The sequence below is a fragment of the Photobacterium sp. AWH4_225 genome (assembly GCF_056158405.1).
The window spans coordinates 2,232,208-2,251,470 of sequence record NZ_JBSWTF010000001.1; the positions used below are offsets into that span (position 1 = coordinate 2,232,208).

A 19,263-nucleotide genomic window follows, 5' to 3' on the forward strand; every position below is an offset into this window, starting at 1 on the left:
GGCTTAAGCGTAGCTGACCATGTATTCACGTAACTGGATGATTGCATTGTCATCTGGCAACACCCTGTTCAACTTGCCAGTCATATAGTTTTCGCGGAAAACATCAAACCATAGATCCAGAACATCTGCATTCTTTTGCTCACCAAATAAATCAATAATGCGAGCAGCCACCTCAGCGGTCCCTAACTGGTTTTCTTTAGACGCCTCACGTACTTTGTAGCGCGAAGGCTTTTCTGGATTAATAGATAAGACAGGGAAATGATTCAAGTAAGGGCTCTTACGGAACATCTTCTTTGCTTCCGCCCAACTGCCATCAAGCATGATAAAGAGCGGACGCTTGCCAGATTCCATCTCTACTTGCTCTGCAACACGCTCGGGTGCCGCATACTCAGCCGGGAAAACCACATAAGGCTGCCATTGCGGGTCTTCAAGCAACGCCAGCATTTCTGGGTTAGGTTCGGTACGTGACCAGATATAAGCGTAGGTATCTTCGAATAAGTCAGCGATCAGACGGCCAGTATTGCTTGGCTTGAGAACTTCATCATCGTACATCACCAACAGAAAGGCTGCATTAGACGTAATTTCAGGCTTGTTGGAACAGATACACAAATGTTTGCGTAGCATGCAAAATAAGCAGCGCTCGACTTTACCGCCTCGGGCAAGGAATGGACGAGTAGAACGAGCAAGACGCTCATCATATAACTTATGAACAGCATGGATACGCATAACAGCTTTACCTAAAAACAAAAAACGCCAGCATTTTACTGGCGTTTGTGGTGATTACAATGAATATTCGTTGTTATGACTGTAATCGGTACTTTGACAGCAAGTCCTGCTGCTGATGAGCGATATCCGATACCATACCGGCTTGCTCCACCAGCGTCTTGAGCTCTCGGCTGTTGGTTTGTGCTTTAAGCGAGACTTGCTCGACACTGTGCCCAACCTCGATGGAGGCATTTTCCTGTTGCTGAGTAGCAGCAGCAATAGCGATTACCTTGTCATTGATGCTGGCAATCATCGATTTGATCTGGTGGATCGAGGCCTGCACTTCACTACTCAGTTCAATCGAAGAGGTCATTTCCTTGCGGCTCACCACCATCGCCTCATTGGCATCCTGGGCGGCCTGATGCAGCTCGTTGATAGTCGTCCGTATTGATGCTGTCTGCATATTGGTTTCACTGGCCAGCTTACGAACTTCATCAGCAACAACCGCAAACCCTCTACCCTGCTCCCCAGCACGAGCAGCTTCAATCGCTGCATTCAGTGCAAGCAAATTCGTGTTGTCTGCAATCGCACTGATCAATTCGACCACTTCGGTGATCTTATCGACGTGGTTATCAAGTTCTTTCATACGGGTTTCATTTACCGCAAAGCGCTCATCCAACTGACGCAATCGAGATGTACTCTCGTCTATAATATCAACGCCTTGCTGGGCCATATCATTAGCTTGTTTTGCTTCTTGCTCAGATTCGTAGGTGCTGGCAACAATTTCTTTAATTGACACTTCCAGCTGGGTAATCGCAGTTGCAATGGCTGTGAGTTCATCACTTTGATCTTTAATGGCAATACGTGATTGTGAAGCCGCTTTTTGGCTGGTTTCTGCTGCCGTGCTTAATTGGTGGCTGTTTTCGACAAGCTTACTAAGTGTCTGGCTATTATTTAGGTTCGACTGATTCAACAAGCCGCCTAAAACTGCAAACTCCTTGGGTGCATCTTGAGTGGCCTTAACCGTTAGATCACCATGGCTCGTCGCCTTCACAACTCGATCAATTTTCTGAAGTGAACGTTTTACCGTTTGGCTAATCCAGCTGCTGGCAATAATGGCGACCACCAACCCAGCAATACTAAAGGTAAGAAACAAAGCCATGGCATTTTCACTTGCTTCCATTACGCCAGCTTCACCTTGCTCAACCAAACGATTGGCGCCATCGGTAAGCGTATTTATTTGTGAAGCCATTGAAGCAATTTGCTGTTGCGCATCCTGCACTTTACCCGCTTGTTGCTCCTGCAGCGCAAGTGTTTGTAATTGCAAATCAACAATACCATTTTCATCGTATAACTCCTTAACCATAGTAAAAGGAACGACAACACTGGTGTAATCAGCAATACTTGGCTCGAGACGATTCATTTCTCGCCAAGCGTAATTCATTCCCGATAAATTTGTACTTTGCAAACTTCGTACAAATCCTTCGGCTTTCGCTAAGTCACGCTCTAGCATTAAGGCCATCAGATGGCTTGCCATTTCCAGAGAGTGATTCACGAAATTAGTCACATGGTTGATACCTTCCAAATCAGTAGCAAACACTTCTGTACCTACCCGACTCATTTCTGCACGAACAGAAGAAACCGCATAGTTCATCATTGCTTTATCAGATTCAATCTTGTTTCGATTAACCAGAATATCTTGTTGCGATTGATATAACGTTGCCGCAGTCGTTGCAACCTGATCAGCCTGCGCGCTCAATGTACGAATATCGCTCATCAACCAACCTAGTTGATTCTGTTGAGCAAGCCGCTGCATCTCACTAAGGGCTACAGCCATTGCTTTCTGTTCATTGTCAAAAGCCTGATATGCAACATCCAGCTCTTCAATCGAAGAACTGTTGATCATTTCACTGAGGTTCTGAGCGGATTGCAATGATGCCCTCACAATAACACTTGAGTTCATCGTCACAGGAAGCGCCTGATTGCTCAGCACTTCAAATTCCTGTGCAACACTTTTTAACCCATTATTGCCAAAGAACGACAGTAAACCACCGGTCGCAACCAGTAACGCAAAGACGATTTGAATTGAGGCAACAATGGAGAGACGTGTTTTGCCCCGAGGTTGGTTTTTCATGCTGATCATATCCCTGATTAAGTTCAGCCAGTATCTTGGAGTTATATGTCACCCACAAAACAGAAACATATTATTTTCATGTCGCTAGATCATAGCGTTATGGGCTGGACATCTTGATGGCAAACTTACTCAATAAATATGACAATTAGATTTCAATCATCAAATTCATCAATAATATCAATGGGTATGGCCTATTATATTGCACAATAGGCTAAAGGATACCCAAGCAGGATAGAAGTTAAGGGCTATAAAAGGAAAAAAGCAGCACTAAGCTGCTTTTCATTTATCTTGCGTTTTGACTTATTGCGCTATCAAACAGGTTTTTAACCAAGCCGACATAATCCTCGAGGAAACGCACTTGTTCATTGGTTGGGCAGCGATTCCATGCGCCAGCCAATACTTCGTTCAAGTCTTCCATAACCGCATCGGCTTCTTGCATTAACTTGAAACGGAAATCAGCTTCGAGGTCGGGATTTTGCGAAAAAACAGTCATCAAATTGGTCGCGATCATATCTGTCACCACGTCTTCAACTGTTTCGTTACAGCCTTCTGTTTCTGCATTTTCAAACAGAGAAAGATGCTCAGTAAAGTACTCTATGAGCGCATGATAACCTTCAGATTCAACAACCATAATCTAATCTACTCTTCCAATGAACCTAACTCATGCTAAACCAATGAACTTTACAATCAACTAGTTAGCCTAAGCATAATAGGGAGACATTTTATGACAAATCAGACCAATAAAATAGGCAAAATTAATATTTTCAGCTCAGAGCATTATGACACATCAGGCATAACAGCAGATTGTTCCGGGGTAGCCTGATATACCGTACACTGATTACGGCCACGTCTTTTTGAGTCGTATAACGCACTGTCTGCACACTCCAACCACTGCTCATAAGACTTCATCCAAGGGGCCCACTCACAAACACCTAAGCTAATCGTCACATGGATATTGCGAATATCCATTTTCACTTGTGACTCTTCAACACGCTTGCGCAATCGCTCGGTAAAATACTGTGCTAACTCGGAGCTGGTGCCTGGCAGGATGACACCAAACTCCTCCCCGCCATATCTTCCTGCGAGATCAGACTGGCGCTTTGCTTTCTTCAGCAGGCTGGAAATGGATTTAATCACCGCATCACCCGCAATATGGCCGAAGGTATCATTAACCTTCTTGAAATGGTCTATATCAAACATGACCAAACTTGAAGCGGTTTGAAAGTGGCGACACTGGTCAAACTCCTCCGATAAGCAAGATTCCCAATGGCCGCGATTATAAAGTTGGGTAAGTTTATCTGTAATGCTCAAATGGGTAAGCTGAGCATTACTTTCCCGCAAATGGGTTTTGCTGTTTGCGATATCCGAGACATCCGTCACCGTCAAACAGATATGGCGATATTCCCCGTCCAGTGCCTTAAGCGGGGTTAACGTCATATTTTGAAACATGATCGCCAATCCCCCCGTCACAGGGCTGAAATTGGTAAAGTTAAAAATAAAAGGCCTGTCTTCCCAGCAACTGAATGAGCGGGTGCCCAGCTTAAATGCCGATTGGATTTTACTTTTCAGCCAAGCTTCAGGTAAATCAGGAACTGCCGTAAACAGGTTCTGCCCCATAATTTGATCAGCACTTATACCGCTGTATGCTTGCATGAAGGTATTCCAGGTCATCACCCTGTATTCTCTATCAAGCATCACGACACCGACATCTATATTATCGATAACCTGCGCTGTGAGGTGAAAATCAGATAAGCTTTCTGGATAATTCACTGCAATGTCTCCATAAATCGTCTAATTACTTGCGTAGAGTTATGATCCATCATCAGTAAAACATCACAGGCCATATCCATTTTTTCAGACTGGTAGCTGTACTCGATGGTAAAAAGCTCACCATTGGCAATTTCTGTTATCCCCCTTACCATGTACTCTTCCAAGCAAATTGGCTGTCGTATAGAGAAAGGGATGTTCATCTGTTCTGTAAGAGATACCAAAAACGATGAGACCATTAAATTGGCGATATCGATAATGACTTCGCTCTGCTTATCATCAAAGGTGCTGAATCCCAAGCGCTTGCCAAACGTACTAATGTCTTGACCGTATAGGCAGACAAGGGCTTCACCGTGGATCCCACCACCAACAAATCGCTGCGCAATAGCAGTAGAGTCCGCACGTTGGATCTGATTACTGATCATCATTTCAAGCTCACCACAGCCCAGCATGGCAACATTTGGCAGTGGCATAGTAATAAACTCTCCACAATGATCAGATATAATTGCCGCTCCTCTTCCTAAAGCAATATTGGCCACTTCTTTAAATTGATATAAATAATCATTCTCTCGTGCAACAACATTCCTTTTCGGCTTATTTTCTTCTACGGGTGTATTGTTTTTGGGGATTAAAGATATCCCTATCTTTTTCAGCGTGGCCTCTATTTGCGGCCGGGAAAAAGGTTTAGCCAAAAAATAATTAGCACCGGCATCAACACAACGCTCAATAGCCTGTTGCTGCACGTCTGCTGACAGTACAATGATCTTGGTTGGGTGATTATTGACAGGCAAACGATGTAACACGCCAAATCCATCTATTACAGGCATGGTCAAATCAAGAAACATTACATCAATATTATTCTGTGCGAGGACATCCAAAGCCTGCTGCCCATTTTCGGCGAAGAATAGCGTTACGCCTTCATAATCACCAAAAAATTTTTGCATAGCCCTATGCACTAGCCGTGAGTCATCACAAATTAAAACTGTTTTGTTATATGACACCAAGATATGACCTAGATTGCTTACTAACTTTGATTATGATAACGGCTTTATTCGAATTTTATATTTTTAGCTGTATTAAATTATCGACAGAGTGACATGGATCGCCTTTTGAGTCCGTCTTAAAGTGGTTATTTCACAGACAATTAAATCAGATACTTAGAGTTTCAACATACTTTACTTATTAGCCTTATTATCAACATGGTTTTTTGACATTTGATAAACAGGTATGATGAAAAAACTATAAATCTAAAGGACTTTATTACAATGAAAGTTATTCGTCTTATCCTTGGCAAGCTCATTTTATTGCTCAATGCCGTTTTTTCTCCCAAGCCTCAACAGCGCAGTGATGATGAGCAGCAACGTATCAACAAAGAGCTTGAATCATTGTCGCTATACCAATTTGAATCCTGCCCGTTCTGTGTAAAGGTTCGTCGAGCGGCAAAAAAGATGAATTTACCGCTGGAAACTGTCGATGCCAAACAGCCGGATCATGAGCAGGCACTCATCAGTGGTGGCGGTAAGCGCAAAGTCCCTTGCCTGCGTATCGAAGATGAAGCTGGCGATGTGTCATGGATGTATGAATCCAACGATATCATCCAATACCTCGAGCAGCGTTTTGCATAACCGAGTAAAGTGCCTCTAGAAAAAGTTACGCTAGAGGTATAACACCTTGGCTTACGGGTTGAAAAGAGTGAACCAGCTCAAGCCCCTAAGCCATAGGCTGTGCATTTCAACGCTATTAATGTCACACTTTCTTCCTTCACTCAGCAGCACTCAAACCTAATGAAAAAAACCAAAGTCATCACTACTGACGATATCTTGCTCAAGCTTTGCCAATCTTTTTCGAGCGTGCTTTCAGCGGCGACGGATAGCCCTGTCAGTTACTCTGCAATGGTGCAAAAAATAAACAAAACCAGCCTAAAACCCGATATCGGATGTTTCGTTCTGTTTGATGGTGGCTTTACCGGATTGGTCGTGACCAACTTTTCTCACCAAGCGGCGCTAGAGCTCTACCAGGAATACATGCTCAAAATGGGCATGTCCGCCGATGAACTGGCTATCCATCATTCATCAGACGAAGTCGCCGATGTTCTTGGTGAACTGATGAATCAGGTAGTGGGTGATTTCACCAGTAAAATTCGCCGTGAGTTACAGGTTTCAATTACTCAGAACCAACCGAAGATGCTGGCGCTGAACAAGCAGGTATTACTCTCAGTTGATACCAACCTTGACAGACCACAGGCGCGTCGTGTCAGTTTCACAACCGAAAAAAACAATATCTTCTATCTTGAACTGGCTATGGACAAAACGGAGTTCATCCAGCTGGAAGAGTTTGACCAAACTGAAGATTGCGATCCCGATAGCATTATCGAGGCCGCTCAGAGCCATAGTAAGCCTGAACATAAATCAGCAACAACTGCAGAAGTTGACTTGGATCTTCTCGACGAGCTCGGCATCTAACTCACCTCAGATTCACTTTTCTTTGCCCCAACAGGTCATTTTCTCTCTTGGGGCAACGCCACTCACTGTTGAAACATCTGCTTCCGCTCAGCTTTGCTAGACTGTGTTAAAAAATGGTTTGAGGCTGTGTTTATGGATCGTCAGCGTTGGTGCTCTCTTATTCTTGGTGCAACCCTTTGCGCCCCTTTTCTCACTTACGCAGAGAAGATCAACTATAGCGAGCTGGAAAACGGTGATACGATTACCATCCCCTTGGATCAGCTCTTGCCAACCCAGGCTGTTCTCGATTACGACCAAATCTTTGCCAATCTCCAGCGCTATAAAGACGATCTAAAAAATATGTATAGCGATCTGTGCCGGTTTAACGGTGCCAAGGGCGTAAAGAAATGGGATGACAATTCAATACCGACCGATCCTGAAACCTATCAATGCACTGGTAAAGTTGGACAAGATACAGATGTGCTTAGCACCGTTGTAATTGGCCCAGAAGAGGGGGTCTTGTACCTGACAGAAGGGCTAACACTGCTATCAACGTTCTGGGATATGCCCAATGGTGGAACCAGCGTCCCTATTACCGTTAAGGTCAACCACAACCTATTGGGTTCCGGTGATGATTTCTGGGCCGAAATGAACAATGATTACGAGGTTTGGTTAGTCAACGAGAAAGGGAAGAAGATAAAGCCCGATGACCTGCCTGAATACATAGGTATGAAGCAGCTCAAGCATGACAAATATCTCTCTCTGGTGAATTTCCTAAATGGCATCAGTTACAGCGCCCCCAAGCCTGATGGCAAAGACAACAAAACAGCCTCTATCCCTTTCTTCGCTTTGAATTGGGCTCTCGAACTTCGTCAGCATATGAAGATTTCCGATTACGATCTTAATGATCCGGAAGAGTATGCGACCGCGCTAACTGAAGCGGCAACCATTATGGTTGATCTTCCCGATGATGAAGTGATCGGGAAATCTAAACGTAGTGCAAGTGAAATGGGCCAGTTCGATCAGGTCGATAGCAAAGCGTTAGAAGAGCTGGTTACCAACGCGGACACTTCCTTCGGGTTAGCCCTTGCCTACCGCGTGGAAAAGAAAGAGAAATCGACACCTAAAGCCGTGCTCGAAGAACAAGAAGCCCAGAAAGAGAAGGAAGAGCAAGAAAAACAAGAGCAGGAAAAAAAAGCTAACGGAGAAAAGGCTGATGGCGATACAGAAGCTGAAGACAAACAAGCCGAGAGCGACAAAGAAAAATCAGACAAGGACGGTGAAGCTAGCGAGTAACCACGCCGCCCAATCATGCTTGTAACCCGTTACTTACGGTGATTCTTCGCCAAAAATGCATCAAGCTTGTTGGCAAAATTCTGCCTGTCAGCCTGGCTTAATGGCGCAGGGCCGCCAGTTTGAACACCAGAGCTGCGCATCGTTTCCATAAAGTCGCGCATTTGTAGTCGCTGCTTGATGGTATCTTTGGTGTACATTTCACCGCGCGGGTTCAGTGCATGGGCACCTTTGGTGATCACTTCATCAGCCAACGGAATATCGGCTGTGATGATCAGATCGCCCGGCTCAGCTTGCTGAACAATATAATTATCAGCCACATCAAACCCGGACTCCACCTGGATAGACTTAATATGCGGTGATGGTGGTACACGAATAAACTGGTTAGCAACCAAGGTTACAGCAACCCCTACCCGATTCGCTGCGCGGAATAAAATCTCCTTCACGACATTCGGACAAGCATCTGCATCAACCCAAATCTTCATTCTTTTTCCTTATGTATTTGAAGCGCCGCTTGCGCATCATCACAATATAACAAAAAGCCGCCTTTATTCGGCGGCTTTTATACACAATAGATAACCTTTACTAGGTTTTAGCCATTTAGGCCTTTCTTCGCCAAGTACTCATCGTAAGTACCGTGGAAGTCTTCTACACCGTCTTTGGTAATTTCAAGGATACGGGTGGCAATAGAAGATACGAACTGGCGGTCATGAGATACAAACATCAAGGTGCCCTTGAAGTTTTCAAGTGCCAAGTTCAATGACTCGATTGATTCCATATCCATGTGGTTAGTCGGTTCATCCATTAACAGGATGTTTGGCTTTTGCATAATCAGCTTACCAAACAGCATACGACCTTGCTCACCACCAGAAATAACTTTCACAGACTTCTTGATGTCATTTTGTGAGAACAGCATACGGCCTAGAATGCCACGAACAGTTTGCTCGTCGTCGCCTTCTTTCTTCCACTGGCCCATCCACTCAAGCAGCGTCATATCTTCTTCGAAGTCGGCACTGTGATCCTGGGCATAGAAACCAATATTGTTGTTTTCTGACCACTTGATCATGCCATCCATCGGCTCCATCGCACCAGCAAGAGTATTTAGCAGTGTCGATTTACCGATACCATTCTCACCGATAATAGCGATACGCTCACCAACCTCAACAAGCATCTTCACACCGTTGATCAGGATGTTATCACCGTAGCCCTGCTTCAGGCCTTCAACTTCTAATGCATTACGGAACAGCTCTTTTTCTTGATCGAAGCGAATAAACGGAGACTGACGGCTCGACGCTTTCACTTCATCTAGCTGAATTTTATCAAGCTGCTTTTGACGTGATGTCGCTTGCTTCGCTTTAGATGCGTTAGCAGAGAAACGGCTCACGAACGTTTGTAGTTCGGCGATCTGTGCTTTTTTCTTTGCATTATCAGCATGTAGACGCTCACGCGCTTGTTCAGCAGCGATCATGTACTCATCGTAGTTACCCGCAAACAAGCGAAGCTCACCGTAATCCAGGTCAGCCATGTGGGTACAAACACTGTTTAGGAAGTGACGGTCGTGCGAGATGATGATCATGGTGCAGTTACGCGCCAAAAGAACTTCTTCCAACCAGCTAATTGTATGGATGTCCAAGTTGTTCGTTGGCTCATCAAGAAGCATGATATCTGGGTCAGCAAAAAGTACCTGAGCAAGAAGAACTCGTACTTTAAGGCCAGGGGCAACGGCGCTCATTAGGCCAAAATGCTGTTCTTCTGGAATACCAAGGCCTAGTAGCAGCTCACCAGCACGAGCTTCAGCTGAGTAACCATCCATTTCTGCGAACTCAGTTTCAAGGTCACCAACACGCATACCGTCTTCGTCAGACATTTCTGGTAGTGCGTAGATGCGGTCACGCTCTTCTTTAACTTTCCAAAGCTCTTTGTGACCCATGATTACGGTGTCAACAACAGAGTATTCTTCGTAAGCGAACTGATCCTGGCCCAATTTAGCCATACGTTCGTTAGGGTCGAGTGAAACAGTACCGCCTGACTGCTCTAGTTCGCCGCCAAGGATTTTCATGAAGGTAGACTTACCACAGCCGTTCGCTCCGATTAGGCCATAGCGGTTACCACCACCAAATTTAACTGAGATATTCTCAAACAGTGGCTTATCGCCAAACTGCATTGTGATATTAGCTGTTGAAATCAATGTACTGTTCCAATAATGATGTCTATCAAGCAATAAAAAAGCCGCCATTAAAGACGACTTCCTCACCATGTACGCGGAGTATAACAGCTTTTGTGAACTTCATCACGGGTTGATTTCAATAGCTAAAAGGATAACAGTTACCCCGTCACTTCAAAATCAAAGGCATACTTCAAACAGACATCAGTGCATAGAAATTAATTGAATATCCCAGCGTCTAGTTTGGGTTATAATTGGCACAATTCAATTTGTAATTAAACCGCATATCACGCAAAAGACAAATAACAACTTAAAAACAAAATACATGCAAAAATCATTAATAGTTATTTTTTTGTTTTTAAACTATTTTAATTTAATCAATTCCATTTACTGATGTTTCTATATTAATTCGACGACATGTTTTGTTACAGACATCAATATGACCTAGGTCGCAACAACCATGACCTATTCATTCTTTCAATACCTCTTTTCAGTAAGATTATGTCAGGCATTCGTTAAATCGATTTCGAATCTTGAAGTTTAATTTTGGAATCAGTTTGCTTATTTCCGCTACGCTAGCGTCAATCACATCGTCTTTTTTGCAGTTAAGCCAGATGTCAGATGCCGTAAGGAAATCATGGATCTATAAGTTGCAGGAGCAACACTTGATACAGGGATGTTAAATAGATTCAAGGTTGTTGGTGATTTTTATTTAATAACGCTCATATACATATTTTTGATTATCAACCATCAACATTCTGTACCTATTATTTTTTGCGAGAATAAACATGATCATCCCATTGCTATCGCTACCCATCATATTTGGTGCGGGTTATCTGATTGTTAAGAAATACAACACGCAAGCCGCGCTATTTGCTGCCGGTCTTTTAATGATCCTTATTGGCGTTGCTTCCGGTAATACCGACTTCCTGCCTTCTGGTACTAATTCATCCGGTGCCATTGTTTTTGACTTTTTCCTTGTTATTAAAGCACTTTCTTCATCCACGGTAGCCAACCTTGGTTTGATTATCATGAGTGTAGCGGGCTTCTCAAGCTACATGAACCACATTGGTGCTGCCAATGCTATGGTACAGGTTTCGACTAAACCGCTTTCGCTGATAAAAAGCCCATATGTCGTTCTTGCCCTAACCTACGTACTTGGCCAGATCATCAACATCTTTATCCCATCAGCTGTTGGTCTAGCAATGCTTCTACTTGTTGCTATGTACCCTGTACTGGTCCGCATCGGCTGTACGCCAGCCTCTACAGCGGCAGTATTGGCGACAACTGCTTGTTTGGATCTTGGCCCAGCCTCTGGTAACTCGCTAAAAGCAGCGGAAGTAATCGGTATCGATGCCGCTACTTACTTTGTTAATCATCAGATCGTTGTAGCCCCTGTTATCATGGCTGTGATTGCTGTGCTTCACTTCTTCTGCCAACGTTGGTTCGATAAGAAAGACGCTGAAAACGGCGTGACCTATGAGCTGAAAGAAGTTGAGCAAGATACTGTTGAAGCACCAAAGTGGTTCGCGATTCTTCCTATCCTACCGCTACTGATGCTACTGACATTTAGTAACTTTGCGATTTCTTGGATCAAAGTTGATGTAGTTACTGCGATGTTCACCAGCTTGTTCATTGCCATGGTGTGTGATTTCATCGTTAACCGTGACGGCAAGAAAGTTGCTGCTTCACTGAAGATCTTCCTAGATGGCATGGGTAAGGCGTTTGCCAGCGTGGTATCACTTATCATCGCTGCACAAACCTTTGTTGTCGGTTTGAGCACCATTGGTTTTATCGGCATGTTGCTAGGTGCAACATCGACTGCCGGTCTTGGTTACCTTCCGATGATCATTGTTATGGTCACCATCATCGGTGCAACAGCGCTACTATCAGGTTCGGGTAACGCGCCATTCTTCAGCTTCTCTGACCTAGCACCGCAAATTGCATCAACACTGGGTGTGTCAACTGCAGCCTTTGCACTTCCTATGCAGCTGTCTTCGGGTATTTTCCGCTCATTCTCACCTGTTGCCGGTGTTGTTATCGCCTGTGCTGGTGTTGCAGGTATCTCGCCTATTGAGCTGGTGAAGCGTACTGCTATTCCAATGATGGGTGGCTTGGTCACCCTGGTTGCCATGAGTGCAATGATTGGCTAAAACAGCCTAAATCACCTTTACTAACGAATAAAGCGGGCTTTTTAGCCCGTTTTATTTTTATCAGTTACTTTGCTTTGTATTGCCTTCCTTTTCGAACTAAGTTTGATAAAGACGTTTGCTAAAGGATGAGCGATGTTAAAGTTATCCCCCCTATTTACTCTTTTGTCGGTCGCTACCTTTCTGCCTATATCCGGCTATGCCAATCAGCATTGCCAAAATATTACTGACGACACTGATCGCTTGGCTTGCTACGATGCACAATCTAGTTCTGTTGAGAGCGACCCTCCATCTAATGAAAATCAATCTCCTGATGTACAAAAAGATGATTTCAATCTAGATGAAATGTCGATTAGCGGAATTAGCCACTACTTCAACCAAAGAGAGCTGTTTCGTTTAACCCCTCATGAGCCCAGTTATATTTTGCCAGCGTCTTATAACGACAAGCCCAACGAAGAAATCTGGCAACAACTTAGACCCGGCTCAGAAATGGACAACCTTGAGGTCAAATTTCAGATAAGCGGCAAAATAAAGCTCTGGGATAATCTTTATAAAGACAACTTGGATGTGTGGTTCGGCTACACACAGACAGCATGGTGGCAACTCTATAACTCAGACGAGTCAGCCCCTTTTCGTGAAACCAACTACAGCCCAGAAGTGTTTGTTAGCTATTATTCCGATTATGACTTGTTCGGATTTCAACTCATTGCTACGGACTTTGGCTTGATCCACCAATCGAATGGGCGCTCTGAACCGCTATCGCGTAGCTGGAACCGTATCTACGCCAACTTTGAGTTAGCTAAAGGGGATTTCCTACTATCTATTCAACCTTGGTACCGCTTGCCAGAAGATGCTGACGACGATGACAACCCTGATATTGATAAATATCTTGGGTACGGTAACTACCGTTTAAGCTACAAGAACAATGGGCATCTAATGAGCGTTTTGCTGCGCAATAACTTCCGCACTAGCGATAACAAAGGTGCTGTCGAGTTGAGTTGGGCCTTTCCTGTTTATGATACCGTTAAGCTATACCTGCAATATTACAACGGCTACGGCGAAAGCCTTATCGACTACGATCATTACACCAACAGGATCAGTTTAGGGCTGTTAATTTATGATTGGATATAGTTAAGGCCATCTGAACCCCCATTAATTTTAATTGAGTTTAATTTAACCACCTCCAGCAGTAGACTTTCATTACAGAAACGGAGGTGGTTATGTACGAACTAGATGAATACTGCGAAAAAATTGAATTTAATCTTTCTCAATCCGAACTCGATAGCTTGGGATTAAGTGAGCAGTCACGCTCGTCTCATCGGTTTATTCCTCCCCTCCTAACTTTTGCCTTTTTACTGCTTTTCTTTTTTTGAGGTTTCGATGGAAATGAATATGTTCAAGCACCTAAAAGATCTATGGTCATCAGAGTTGACTGGATTACTAACCGTTTTTTTAGGTGTCTTGGCCTTGATGGTGTGAAGTTTAATTGAAGAAAAGCGCCTAGCTATATCCTATTGATTTTTCGCTTTCGCTAGGGCTGCGTTCAGAAATAAGGAGTGAATTATGAGTTATAAAAATATTATGTTGGCATTGGATTTTGACGATAAAACCGAAGCGGTAATAAAAAAAGCGGATGAAGTCGCTGCCGCTTTTCCAGATGCCAAACTAAATATTATTCATGTCAACTTAGATTTTGAAGACTACGACTTTGGTGTCTTGGATATTAACCTCGATGATTACGAAAAAAACGAAGTACATGCCTCCGTCGATGAGATGAAGAAACATATCCAAAATATGGAAGTCGCAGTAGATAAATATTTGGTTTGCTGTGGTGTCGTTGAAAACGAAATTCGCTACAGTATCAAAGAGCATAATGTTGATCTACTGATCATGGGCCACCACAAAACTAACGCCCTCACTCAATTCTTCTCTGAAGCTGCAGCGCTGGTACGCAATATGCCATGTGACTTAATGCTGTTAAAAATTTAAAGCATCACAGCTCCCAATGCTATTGGGAGCTGCCCTTTGATAATTCTGATTATTCGATCACTGCCCGAATGCTCTAAGATTCTCTTCTACATCTTATCGCCAGAACCAAAGTTAGTAGGGTCACTCCCTATCTCTAAACGTACGCTAAACCTGCACGCTATTCGACTGTTTCGCAATTCTTCCTCTGATAGAAGAACTCATCCAAAGTGTCTCTAAAACAAATCCCTAGGCTACCAAGCCATAAAAAAGGGCCTGACTTTCGTCAGGCCCTCTGGCAGTTTATGTAATATCAAGCTTTGGGAATTATTCCCAATCTAGGATAACCTTGCCTGACATTCCAGAACGCATAATGTCGAAGCCTTCCTGGAAATCATCAATCTTGTAGTGGTGAGTGATGATTGGTGATAGATCCAGACCTGACTGAATCAAGCTAGCCATCTTATACCAAGTTTCGAACATTTCACGACCGTAGATACCCTTGATGATCAAACCTTTGAAGATCACCTGGTTCCAGTCGATGCCCATGTCTGATGGTGGAATACCTAGCAGGGCAATCTTACCGCCGTGGTTCATGCTGGTAAGCATGCTGTTGAATGCAGATGGTACACCTGACATCTCAAGGCCAACATCGAAGCCTTCAGTCATGCCAAGCTCTGCCATAACATCTTCTAGCTTCTCTTCAGCTACGTTTACAGCACGGGTCACGCCCATCTGACGAGCAAGATCCAAACGGTATTCGTTAACATCAGTGATCACCACGTGGCGCGCACCGACGTGCTTAGCAACCGCTGCTGCCATGATGCCGATTGGGCCAGCACCTGTGATCAGTACGTCTTCACCCACAAGATCAAAAGACAATGCAGTGTGAACAGCGTTACCAAACGGGTCAAAGATAGACGCTAGGTCATCAGAGATACCTTCAGGGATCTTGAATGCGTTGAATGCAGGGATCACTAGGTATTCTGCAAATGCACCTTCACGGTTAACACCCACACCCGTGGTGTTGCGGCAAAGGTGAGTACGGCCACCACGGCAGTTACGGCAGTGACCACATGTGATGTGACCTTCGCCCGATACACGGTCGCCAATTTCAAAGCCACGGACTTCCTGGCCGATACCAACAACTTCACCCACATACTCATGGCCTACAACCATAGGAACAGGAATCGTCTTTTGTGACCACTCATCCCAGTTGTAGATGTGTACGTCTGTACCACAGATAGCCGTTTTCTTGATACGGATAAGAAGATCGTTATGGCCAAGCTCAGGCTTGTCCACTTCAGTCATCCAAATGCCTTGTTCAGGCTTTAGTTTCGAAAGTGCTTTGATTTTCATTATTTGTTCCTACTGCAGGGTAGAATTGCAAGGGCTGATACATTGCCAGCCCTTAGCCCTTGAACTTCTGGATTATGGGCTTAGATGATGCCCATGTCCTTACCTACTTCGATGAATGCATCGATAGCTTTGTCTAGCTGCTCTGGAGAGTGAGCCGCTGACATTTGAGTACGGATACGCGCTTGGCCTTTTGGCACTACAGGGAAAGAGAAGCCAATAACGTAGATGCCTTTCGCTAGTGCACGCTCAGCAAACTCAGCTGCCACTTTTGCATCACCCAGCATGATTGGGATAATAGCGTGGTCAGCACCGCCCATAGTAAAGCCAGCAGCTTCCATACGCGTACGGAAATGCTCAGAGTTTGACCATAGACGGTCACGAAGGTCACCGCTTTCTTTCAGCAGGTCGATTACGCGGATAGATGCGTTAACGATAGCTGGAGCCACAGAGTTAGAGAACAGGTATGGACGAGAACGCTGACGTAGCCAGTCGATCACTTCTTTCTTACCAGACGTATAACCGCCTGATGCGCCACCCATTGCTTTACCTAGGGTACCTGTGATGATGTCGATACGGTCAACCACATTGTGGAACTCGTGTGTACCGGCACCGGTTTTACCCATAAAGCCAACAGCGTGAGAATCATCAACCATTACAAGTGCACCGTACTTGTCAGCAAGGTCACAGATTGCAGGTAGGTTGGCAACAACGCCGTCCATAGAGAATACGCCGTCAGTTACGATAAGCGTATTGCGGGCACCCGCTTCTTTAGCGGCAATCAGTTGCTGCTCAAGCTCTTCCATGTTGTTATTCGCGTAACGGAAGCGCATTGCTTTACAAAGGCGAACACCATCAATAATTGATGCGTGGTTCAATGCGTCAGAGATGATCGCATCTTCTTTACCAAGAATAGTTTCGAACAAGCCAGCATTGGCATCGAAGCAAGATGTGTAAAGAATAGTATCTTCTTTACCTAGAAATTCAGATAGTTTCTGCTCAAGCTCTTTGTGGATGTCTTGCGTACCACAGATAAAGCGAACAGATGCCATACCGAAGCCGTGCTTATCCATACCTTCCTGACCTGCTTTGATTAGCTCAGGGTGGTTAGCAAGACCAAGGTAGTTGTTGGCACAGAAGTTAAGCACTTCTTCACCCGTGCTGATTTCAACAGCAGCTTTTTGCTGAGATGTGATTACACGCTCAGATTTGTACAGACCTTCAGCTTTTACTTCTTCTATTTGCTGTTTGATTTGATCATAGAATGCGGCAGACATGATGTTCCTCACAATAATATCGTTTGCCAGTCACCACCGATTGACAACTGGCACAAATACGCGTGCAAAACGCCTATTTGAGCAATATTTCCATTTATAGATTAGGTGATTTACCTGCAATTAATGCAATTTCACAGGATCTTTGAACTTTAGCCATTCTAATCAAAGAGCAATCAGACTATTATCCCCTCTCGTGGAAAAGGTCTCGTGAATTATGGACACAAATAAACTAATCGCCTTAATGCCTGAATTGGCAGTCTTTAAAATTGTGGTTGATGAAGGTAGTTTTACCGCTGCGGCAAGAAAGCTCGGCGTTACCCCTTCAGCCCTGAGCAAGCAGCTTTCCCGATTAGAACAAACCCTCTCAACCAAACTGCTTGAGCGAACCACTCGTAAACTGGTCATTACCCAGTCAGGCAAAGGCATCTACGATCAATGCTGCGCTTTATTAGAGGCTACCAAGCAAGTGGTCGAATTTACCAGTTCTGAGCACGAGACCCCTTCAGGCTCGGTAACTGTTGCGGCGCCGAAAGCATTCCTGAGTATCGTGCTACAACCTATGGTGTTGCCTTTCTTGACCCAGTACCCTGATATTGAGCTAAAGCTCAAAGCGCGTGATGGTGATATTGATTTGATCTCAGAAGGCATCGATGTGGTTTTCCGCCTAACGGAAAAACCCACTGAAGGCTTGGTATTAAAACAGCTCGGCAAAGTCAGCTTGAGCCTATGTGCCAGCCCAGACTACCTGGAACGCCGTGGCACACCCGTTCACCCTACCGAGCTATTGAACCACGACTGCCTCTATTTAGGTGAAACCACCACAGACCATATTTGGGATTTCGTCAAAGATGGCGAAATGCACACGATCCCAGTAAAAGGGCGCTATGCCGTAAACCATTCGCAAATGCGCCTTCGTGGCGTTATGGATGGATTGGGGATTGGTATTTTCCCAGACTTTGTTATCAAACAAGCCCTTGCTAAAGGTGAAGTTAAACCGGTATTAGAAGATTGGACAATCAAAGGCAATTACCAAGGGGATATTGCCCTGCAGTTTGCCCAAACCAAGTTCATGCCGGCCCGCCTGCGCGTATTTATCGACTATGTTGCCGAGCATATGGCGAAATATACCGTTTCATAAAGCAGCCCTTTCCTACTTTACAGATCACGCTCCCAAACCACTTGCTATGGTGGGAGCCTATCTAACTAGCTGCCTATCTACTTATCTACTTATCTACTTATCTACTTACAAACTACCTAGCTATCTATCTACCTATCTACCGAGCTATCGCTTCACCACTCCCCTCCACCACTTGGTATATACTAAAAGGCACAACAATGAGACAAGATTTGCACCTTTGATCCAATCCGACATGTATGTCGTTAGTTATTGGCAGCAGCGTTGATTGTTACCCAGCGCCATCACCGGCTTTCCACCGTACCATTAGGAAGGAAGACGACAATGAGTAAGCTGTTAAAGAGCCTGTTAGCGATAGTTGTATTGGTATTTAGTGCAAACGCACTCAGTTACCCTATGGGATCCATGCACTGGAATCACCGTAGTATTCTCTATTTCGCCCCTGAAAAAGATCAACACGTTAATGCTTTTATCAAAGAATCTTTAATGCATGACTGCATGTTGCAGGAGCGGGATATCGTGGTCGTCGTGATGACCAAAGACGGCTTCAACAAACCCTCTGACGTATTCAGCCCAGATGAAATTGTCAGACTGGAAAAGCTCTACAAAGTCTCCAGAAACAAACACACTGCCATCCTGATTGGTAAAGACGGTTTGGAGAAATACCGTTGGAATGAACAAACCAATTGGCAGCACATTACCCAACTGGTTGATAACATGCCAATGCGCAAAAAAGAAATTGCTTACTCACCTAGCAGTCGCTGCTCTATTTAGCAGCGACTTGTCTACACCCTGCATAAACACGAATCACTCGCAATTTTATCTACGCCCCCCGCTACGCCTGAAATTTTTGAATCGGGAGGATTCATTTTTTAA

General features: G+C 44.4%; 17 protein-coding genes. 8 read left to right on the plus strand and 9 right to left on the minus strand.

The features are described from left to right. Positions 1-3: 3 nt before the first annotated feature. The 5 genes from ACXAD4_RS10565 to ACXAD4_RS10585 all read right to left on the minus strand — a co-directional run bounded on the left by ACXAD4_RS10565 (position 4) and on the right by ACXAD4_RS10585 (position 5,607). Complete coding sequence (locus ACXAD4_RS10565; RefSeq protein ID WP_475241203.1) at positions 4-726, minus strand: tRNA-uridine aminocarboxypropyltransferase; 723 nt, start codon at positions 724-726, stop codon at positions 4-6. Positions 727-799: 73 nt separating this feature from the next. After that, a complete protein-coding gene (locus ACXAD4_RS10570) occupies positions 800-2,839 on the minus strand; it encodes a methyl-accepting chemotaxis protein (RefSeq protein WP_475241205.1) in 2,040 nt (679 codons plus the stop codon). Between the two features lie 283 nt (positions 2,840-3,122). Then, positions 3,123-3,470, minus strand: a complete 348-nt coding sequence (locus tag ACXAD4_RS10575) for a DUF3802 family protein (protein WP_187461210.1) — start codon at positions 3,468-3,470, stop codon at positions 3,123-3,125. Positions 3,471-3,616: 146 nt separating this feature from the next. Then, positions 3,617-4,609 (minus strand): sensor domain-containing diguanylate cyclase, encoded by a 993-nt coding sequence (locus ACXAD4_RS10580; protein WP_475241207.1) that lies wholly within the window; start codon positions 4,607-4,609, stop codon positions 3,617-3,619. Next, on the minus strand, positions 4,606-5,607 hold the full coding sequence (locus ACXAD4_RS10585; RefSeq protein ID WP_475241209.1) for a response regulator: 1,002 nt from the start codon (positions 5,605-5,607) through the stop codon (positions 4,606-4,608). Before ACXAD4_RS10585 ends, ACXAD4_RS10580 begins: the two co-directional genes overlap by 4 nt. A gap of 264 nt (positions 5,608-5,871) precedes the next feature. Here ACXAD4_RS10585 and ACXAD4_RS10590 point away from each other — a divergent pair, with 264 nt between their 5' ends. From ACXAD4_RS10590 to ACXAD4_RS10600, 3 genes are all read left to right on the plus strand, one after another. After that, positions 5,872-6,231 (plus strand): glutathione S-transferase N-terminal domain-containing protein, encoded by a 360-nt coding sequence (locus ACXAD4_RS10590; RefSeq protein WP_475241210.1) that lies wholly within the window; start codon positions 5,872-5,874, stop codon positions 6,229-6,231. 159 nt (positions 6,232-6,390) lie between these two features. Then, positions 6,391-7,068 carry a DUF3334 family protein gene (locus ACXAD4_RS10595; protein ID WP_475241211.1) on the plus strand — a complete coding sequence of 226 codons (678 nt, stop codon included), beginning with the start codon at positions 6,391-6,393 and terminating at the stop codon, positions 7,066-7,068. 132 nt (positions 7,069-7,200) lie between these two features. Continuing rightward, a complete protein-coding gene (locus ACXAD4_RS10600) occupies positions 7,201-8,343 on the plus strand; it encodes a ParB/Srx family N-terminal domain-containing protein (protein ID WP_475241213.1) in 1,143 nt (380 codons plus the stop codon). 29 nt (positions 8,344-8,372) lie between these two features. Here the strand turns inward: ACXAD4_RS10600 and ACXAD4_RS10605 are convergent, their stop codons facing one another. Further along, positions 8,373-8,825 carry a YaiI/YqxD family protein gene (locus ACXAD4_RS10605; RefSeq protein WP_107298316.1) on the minus strand — a complete coding sequence of 151 codons (453 nt, stop codon included), beginning with the start codon at positions 8,823-8,825 and terminating at the stop codon, positions 8,373-8,375. A 107-nt stretch (positions 8,826-8,932) separates the two neighbouring features. After that, positions 8,933-10,528: an ABC-F family ATPase gene (locus tag ACXAD4_RS10610; RefSeq protein ID WP_317522245.1), complete on the minus strand. Its 1,596-nt coding sequence runs from the start codon at positions 10,526-10,528 to the stop codon at positions 8,933-8,935. Between the two features lie 767 nt (positions 10,529-11,295). Between ACXAD4_RS10610 and dcuC the strand changes: the two genes are divergently transcribed. The 3 genes from dcuC (at position 11,296) to ACXAD4_RS10625 (ending at position 14,643) form a co-directional block, all read left to right on the plus strand. Continuing rightward, positions 11,296-12,657 (plus strand): C4-dicarboxylate transporter DcuC, encoded by a 1,362-nt coding sequence (gene dcuC, locus ACXAD4_RS10615; protein ID WP_317522246.1) that lies wholly within the window; start codon positions 11,296-11,298, stop codon positions 12,655-12,657. Between the two features lie 132 nt (positions 12,658-12,789). After that, entirely contained in the window at positions 12,790-13,785 is a 996-nt protein-coding gene (locus ACXAD4_RS10620) for a phospholipase A (protein ID WP_475241215.1), read from the plus strand. A 432-nt stretch (positions 13,786-14,217) separates the two neighbouring features. Next, complete coding sequence (locus tag ACXAD4_RS10625) at positions 14,218-14,643, plus strand: universal stress protein (protein WP_475241217.1); 426 nt, start codon at positions 14,218-14,220, stop codon at positions 14,641-14,643. 303 nt (positions 14,644-14,946) lie between these two features. On the opposite strand, the gene tdh is transcribed toward ACXAD4_RS10625, so the two are convergent. Continuing rightward, complete coding sequence (gene tdh / locus ACXAD4_RS10630) at positions 14,947-15,978, minus strand: L-threonine 3-dehydrogenase (protein WP_475241219.1); 1,032 nt, start codon at positions 15,976-15,978, stop codon at positions 14,947-14,949. Between the two features lie 80 nt (positions 15,979-16,058). After that, positions 16,059-17,252 (minus strand): glycine C-acetyltransferase, encoded by a 1,194-nt coding sequence (locus ACXAD4_RS10635; RefSeq protein ID WP_475241220.1) that lies wholly within the window; start codon positions 17,250-17,252, stop codon positions 16,059-16,061. 214 nt (positions 17,253-17,466) lie between these two features. On the opposite strand from ACXAD4_RS10635, the gene ACXAD4_RS10640 reads away from it, so the two are divergent. Both ACXAD4_RS10640 and ACXAD4_RS10645 read left to right on the plus strand, forming a co-directional pair. Continuing rightward, complete coding sequence (locus tag ACXAD4_RS10640; protein ID WP_475241222.1) at positions 17,467-18,390, plus strand: LysR substrate-binding domain-containing protein; 924 nt, start codon at positions 17,467-17,469, stop codon at positions 18,388-18,390. Between the two features lie 321 nt (positions 18,391-18,711). Further along, positions 18,712-19,161, plus strand: coding sequence for a DUF4174 domain-containing protein (locus ACXAD4_RS10645; protein WP_475241223.1), 450 nt, complete (start codon positions 18,712-18,714; stop codon positions 19,159-19,161). Positions 19,162-19,263 lie beyond the last annotated feature (102 nt).

Coding starts and splice junctions, on each gene's coding strand:
- ACXAD4_RS10565 (WP_475241203.1), bottom strand. CDS start 726: ATGCGTATCCATGCTGTTCATAAGTTATATGATGAGCGTCTTGCTCGT.
- ACXAD4_RS10570 (WP_475241205.1), bottom strand. CDS start 2,839: ATGAAAAACCAACCTCGGGGCAAAACACGTCTCTCCATTGTTGCCTCA.
- ACXAD4_RS10575 (WP_187461210.1), bottom strand. CDS start 3,470: ATGGTTGTTGAATCTGAAGGTTATCATGCGCTCATAGAGTACTTTACT.
- ACXAD4_RS10590 (WP_475241210.1), top strand. CDS start 5,872: ATGAAAGTTATTCGTCTTATCCTTGGCAAGCTCATTTTATTGCTCAAT.
- ACXAD4_RS10595 (WP_475241211.1), top strand. CDS start 6,391: ATGAAAAAAACCAAAGTCATCACTACTGACGATATCTTGCTCAAGCTT.
- ACXAD4_RS10600 (WP_475241213.1), top strand. CDS start 7,201: ATGGATCGTCAGCGTTGGTGCTCTCTTATTCTTGGTGCAACCCTTTGC.
- ACXAD4_RS10605 (WP_107298316.1), bottom strand. CDS start 8,825: ATGAAGATTTGGGTTGATGCAGATGCTTGTCCGAATGTCGTGAAGGAG.
- ACXAD4_RS10620 (WP_475241215.1), top strand. CDS start 12,790: ATGTTAAAGTTATCCCCCCTATTTACTCTTTTGTCGGTCGCTACCTTT.
- ACXAD4_RS10625 (WP_475241217.1), top strand. CDS start 14,218: ATGAGTTATAAAAATATTATGTTGGCATTGGATTTTGACGATAAAACC.
- tdh (WP_475241219.1), bottom strand. CDS start 15,978: ATGAAAATCAAAGCACTTTCGAAACTAAAGCCTGAACAAGGCATTTGG.
- ACXAD4_RS10635 (WP_475241220.1), bottom strand. CDS start 17,252: ATGTCTGCCGCATTCTATGATCAAATCAAACAGCAAATAGAAGAAGTA.
- ACXAD4_RS10640 (WP_475241222.1), top strand. CDS start 17,467: ATGGACACAAATAAACTAATCGCCTTAATGCCTGAATTGGCAGTCTTT.
- ACXAD4_RS10645 (WP_475241223.1), top strand. CDS start 18,712: ATGAGTAAGCTGTTAAAGAGCCTGTTAGCGATAGTTGTATTGGTATTT.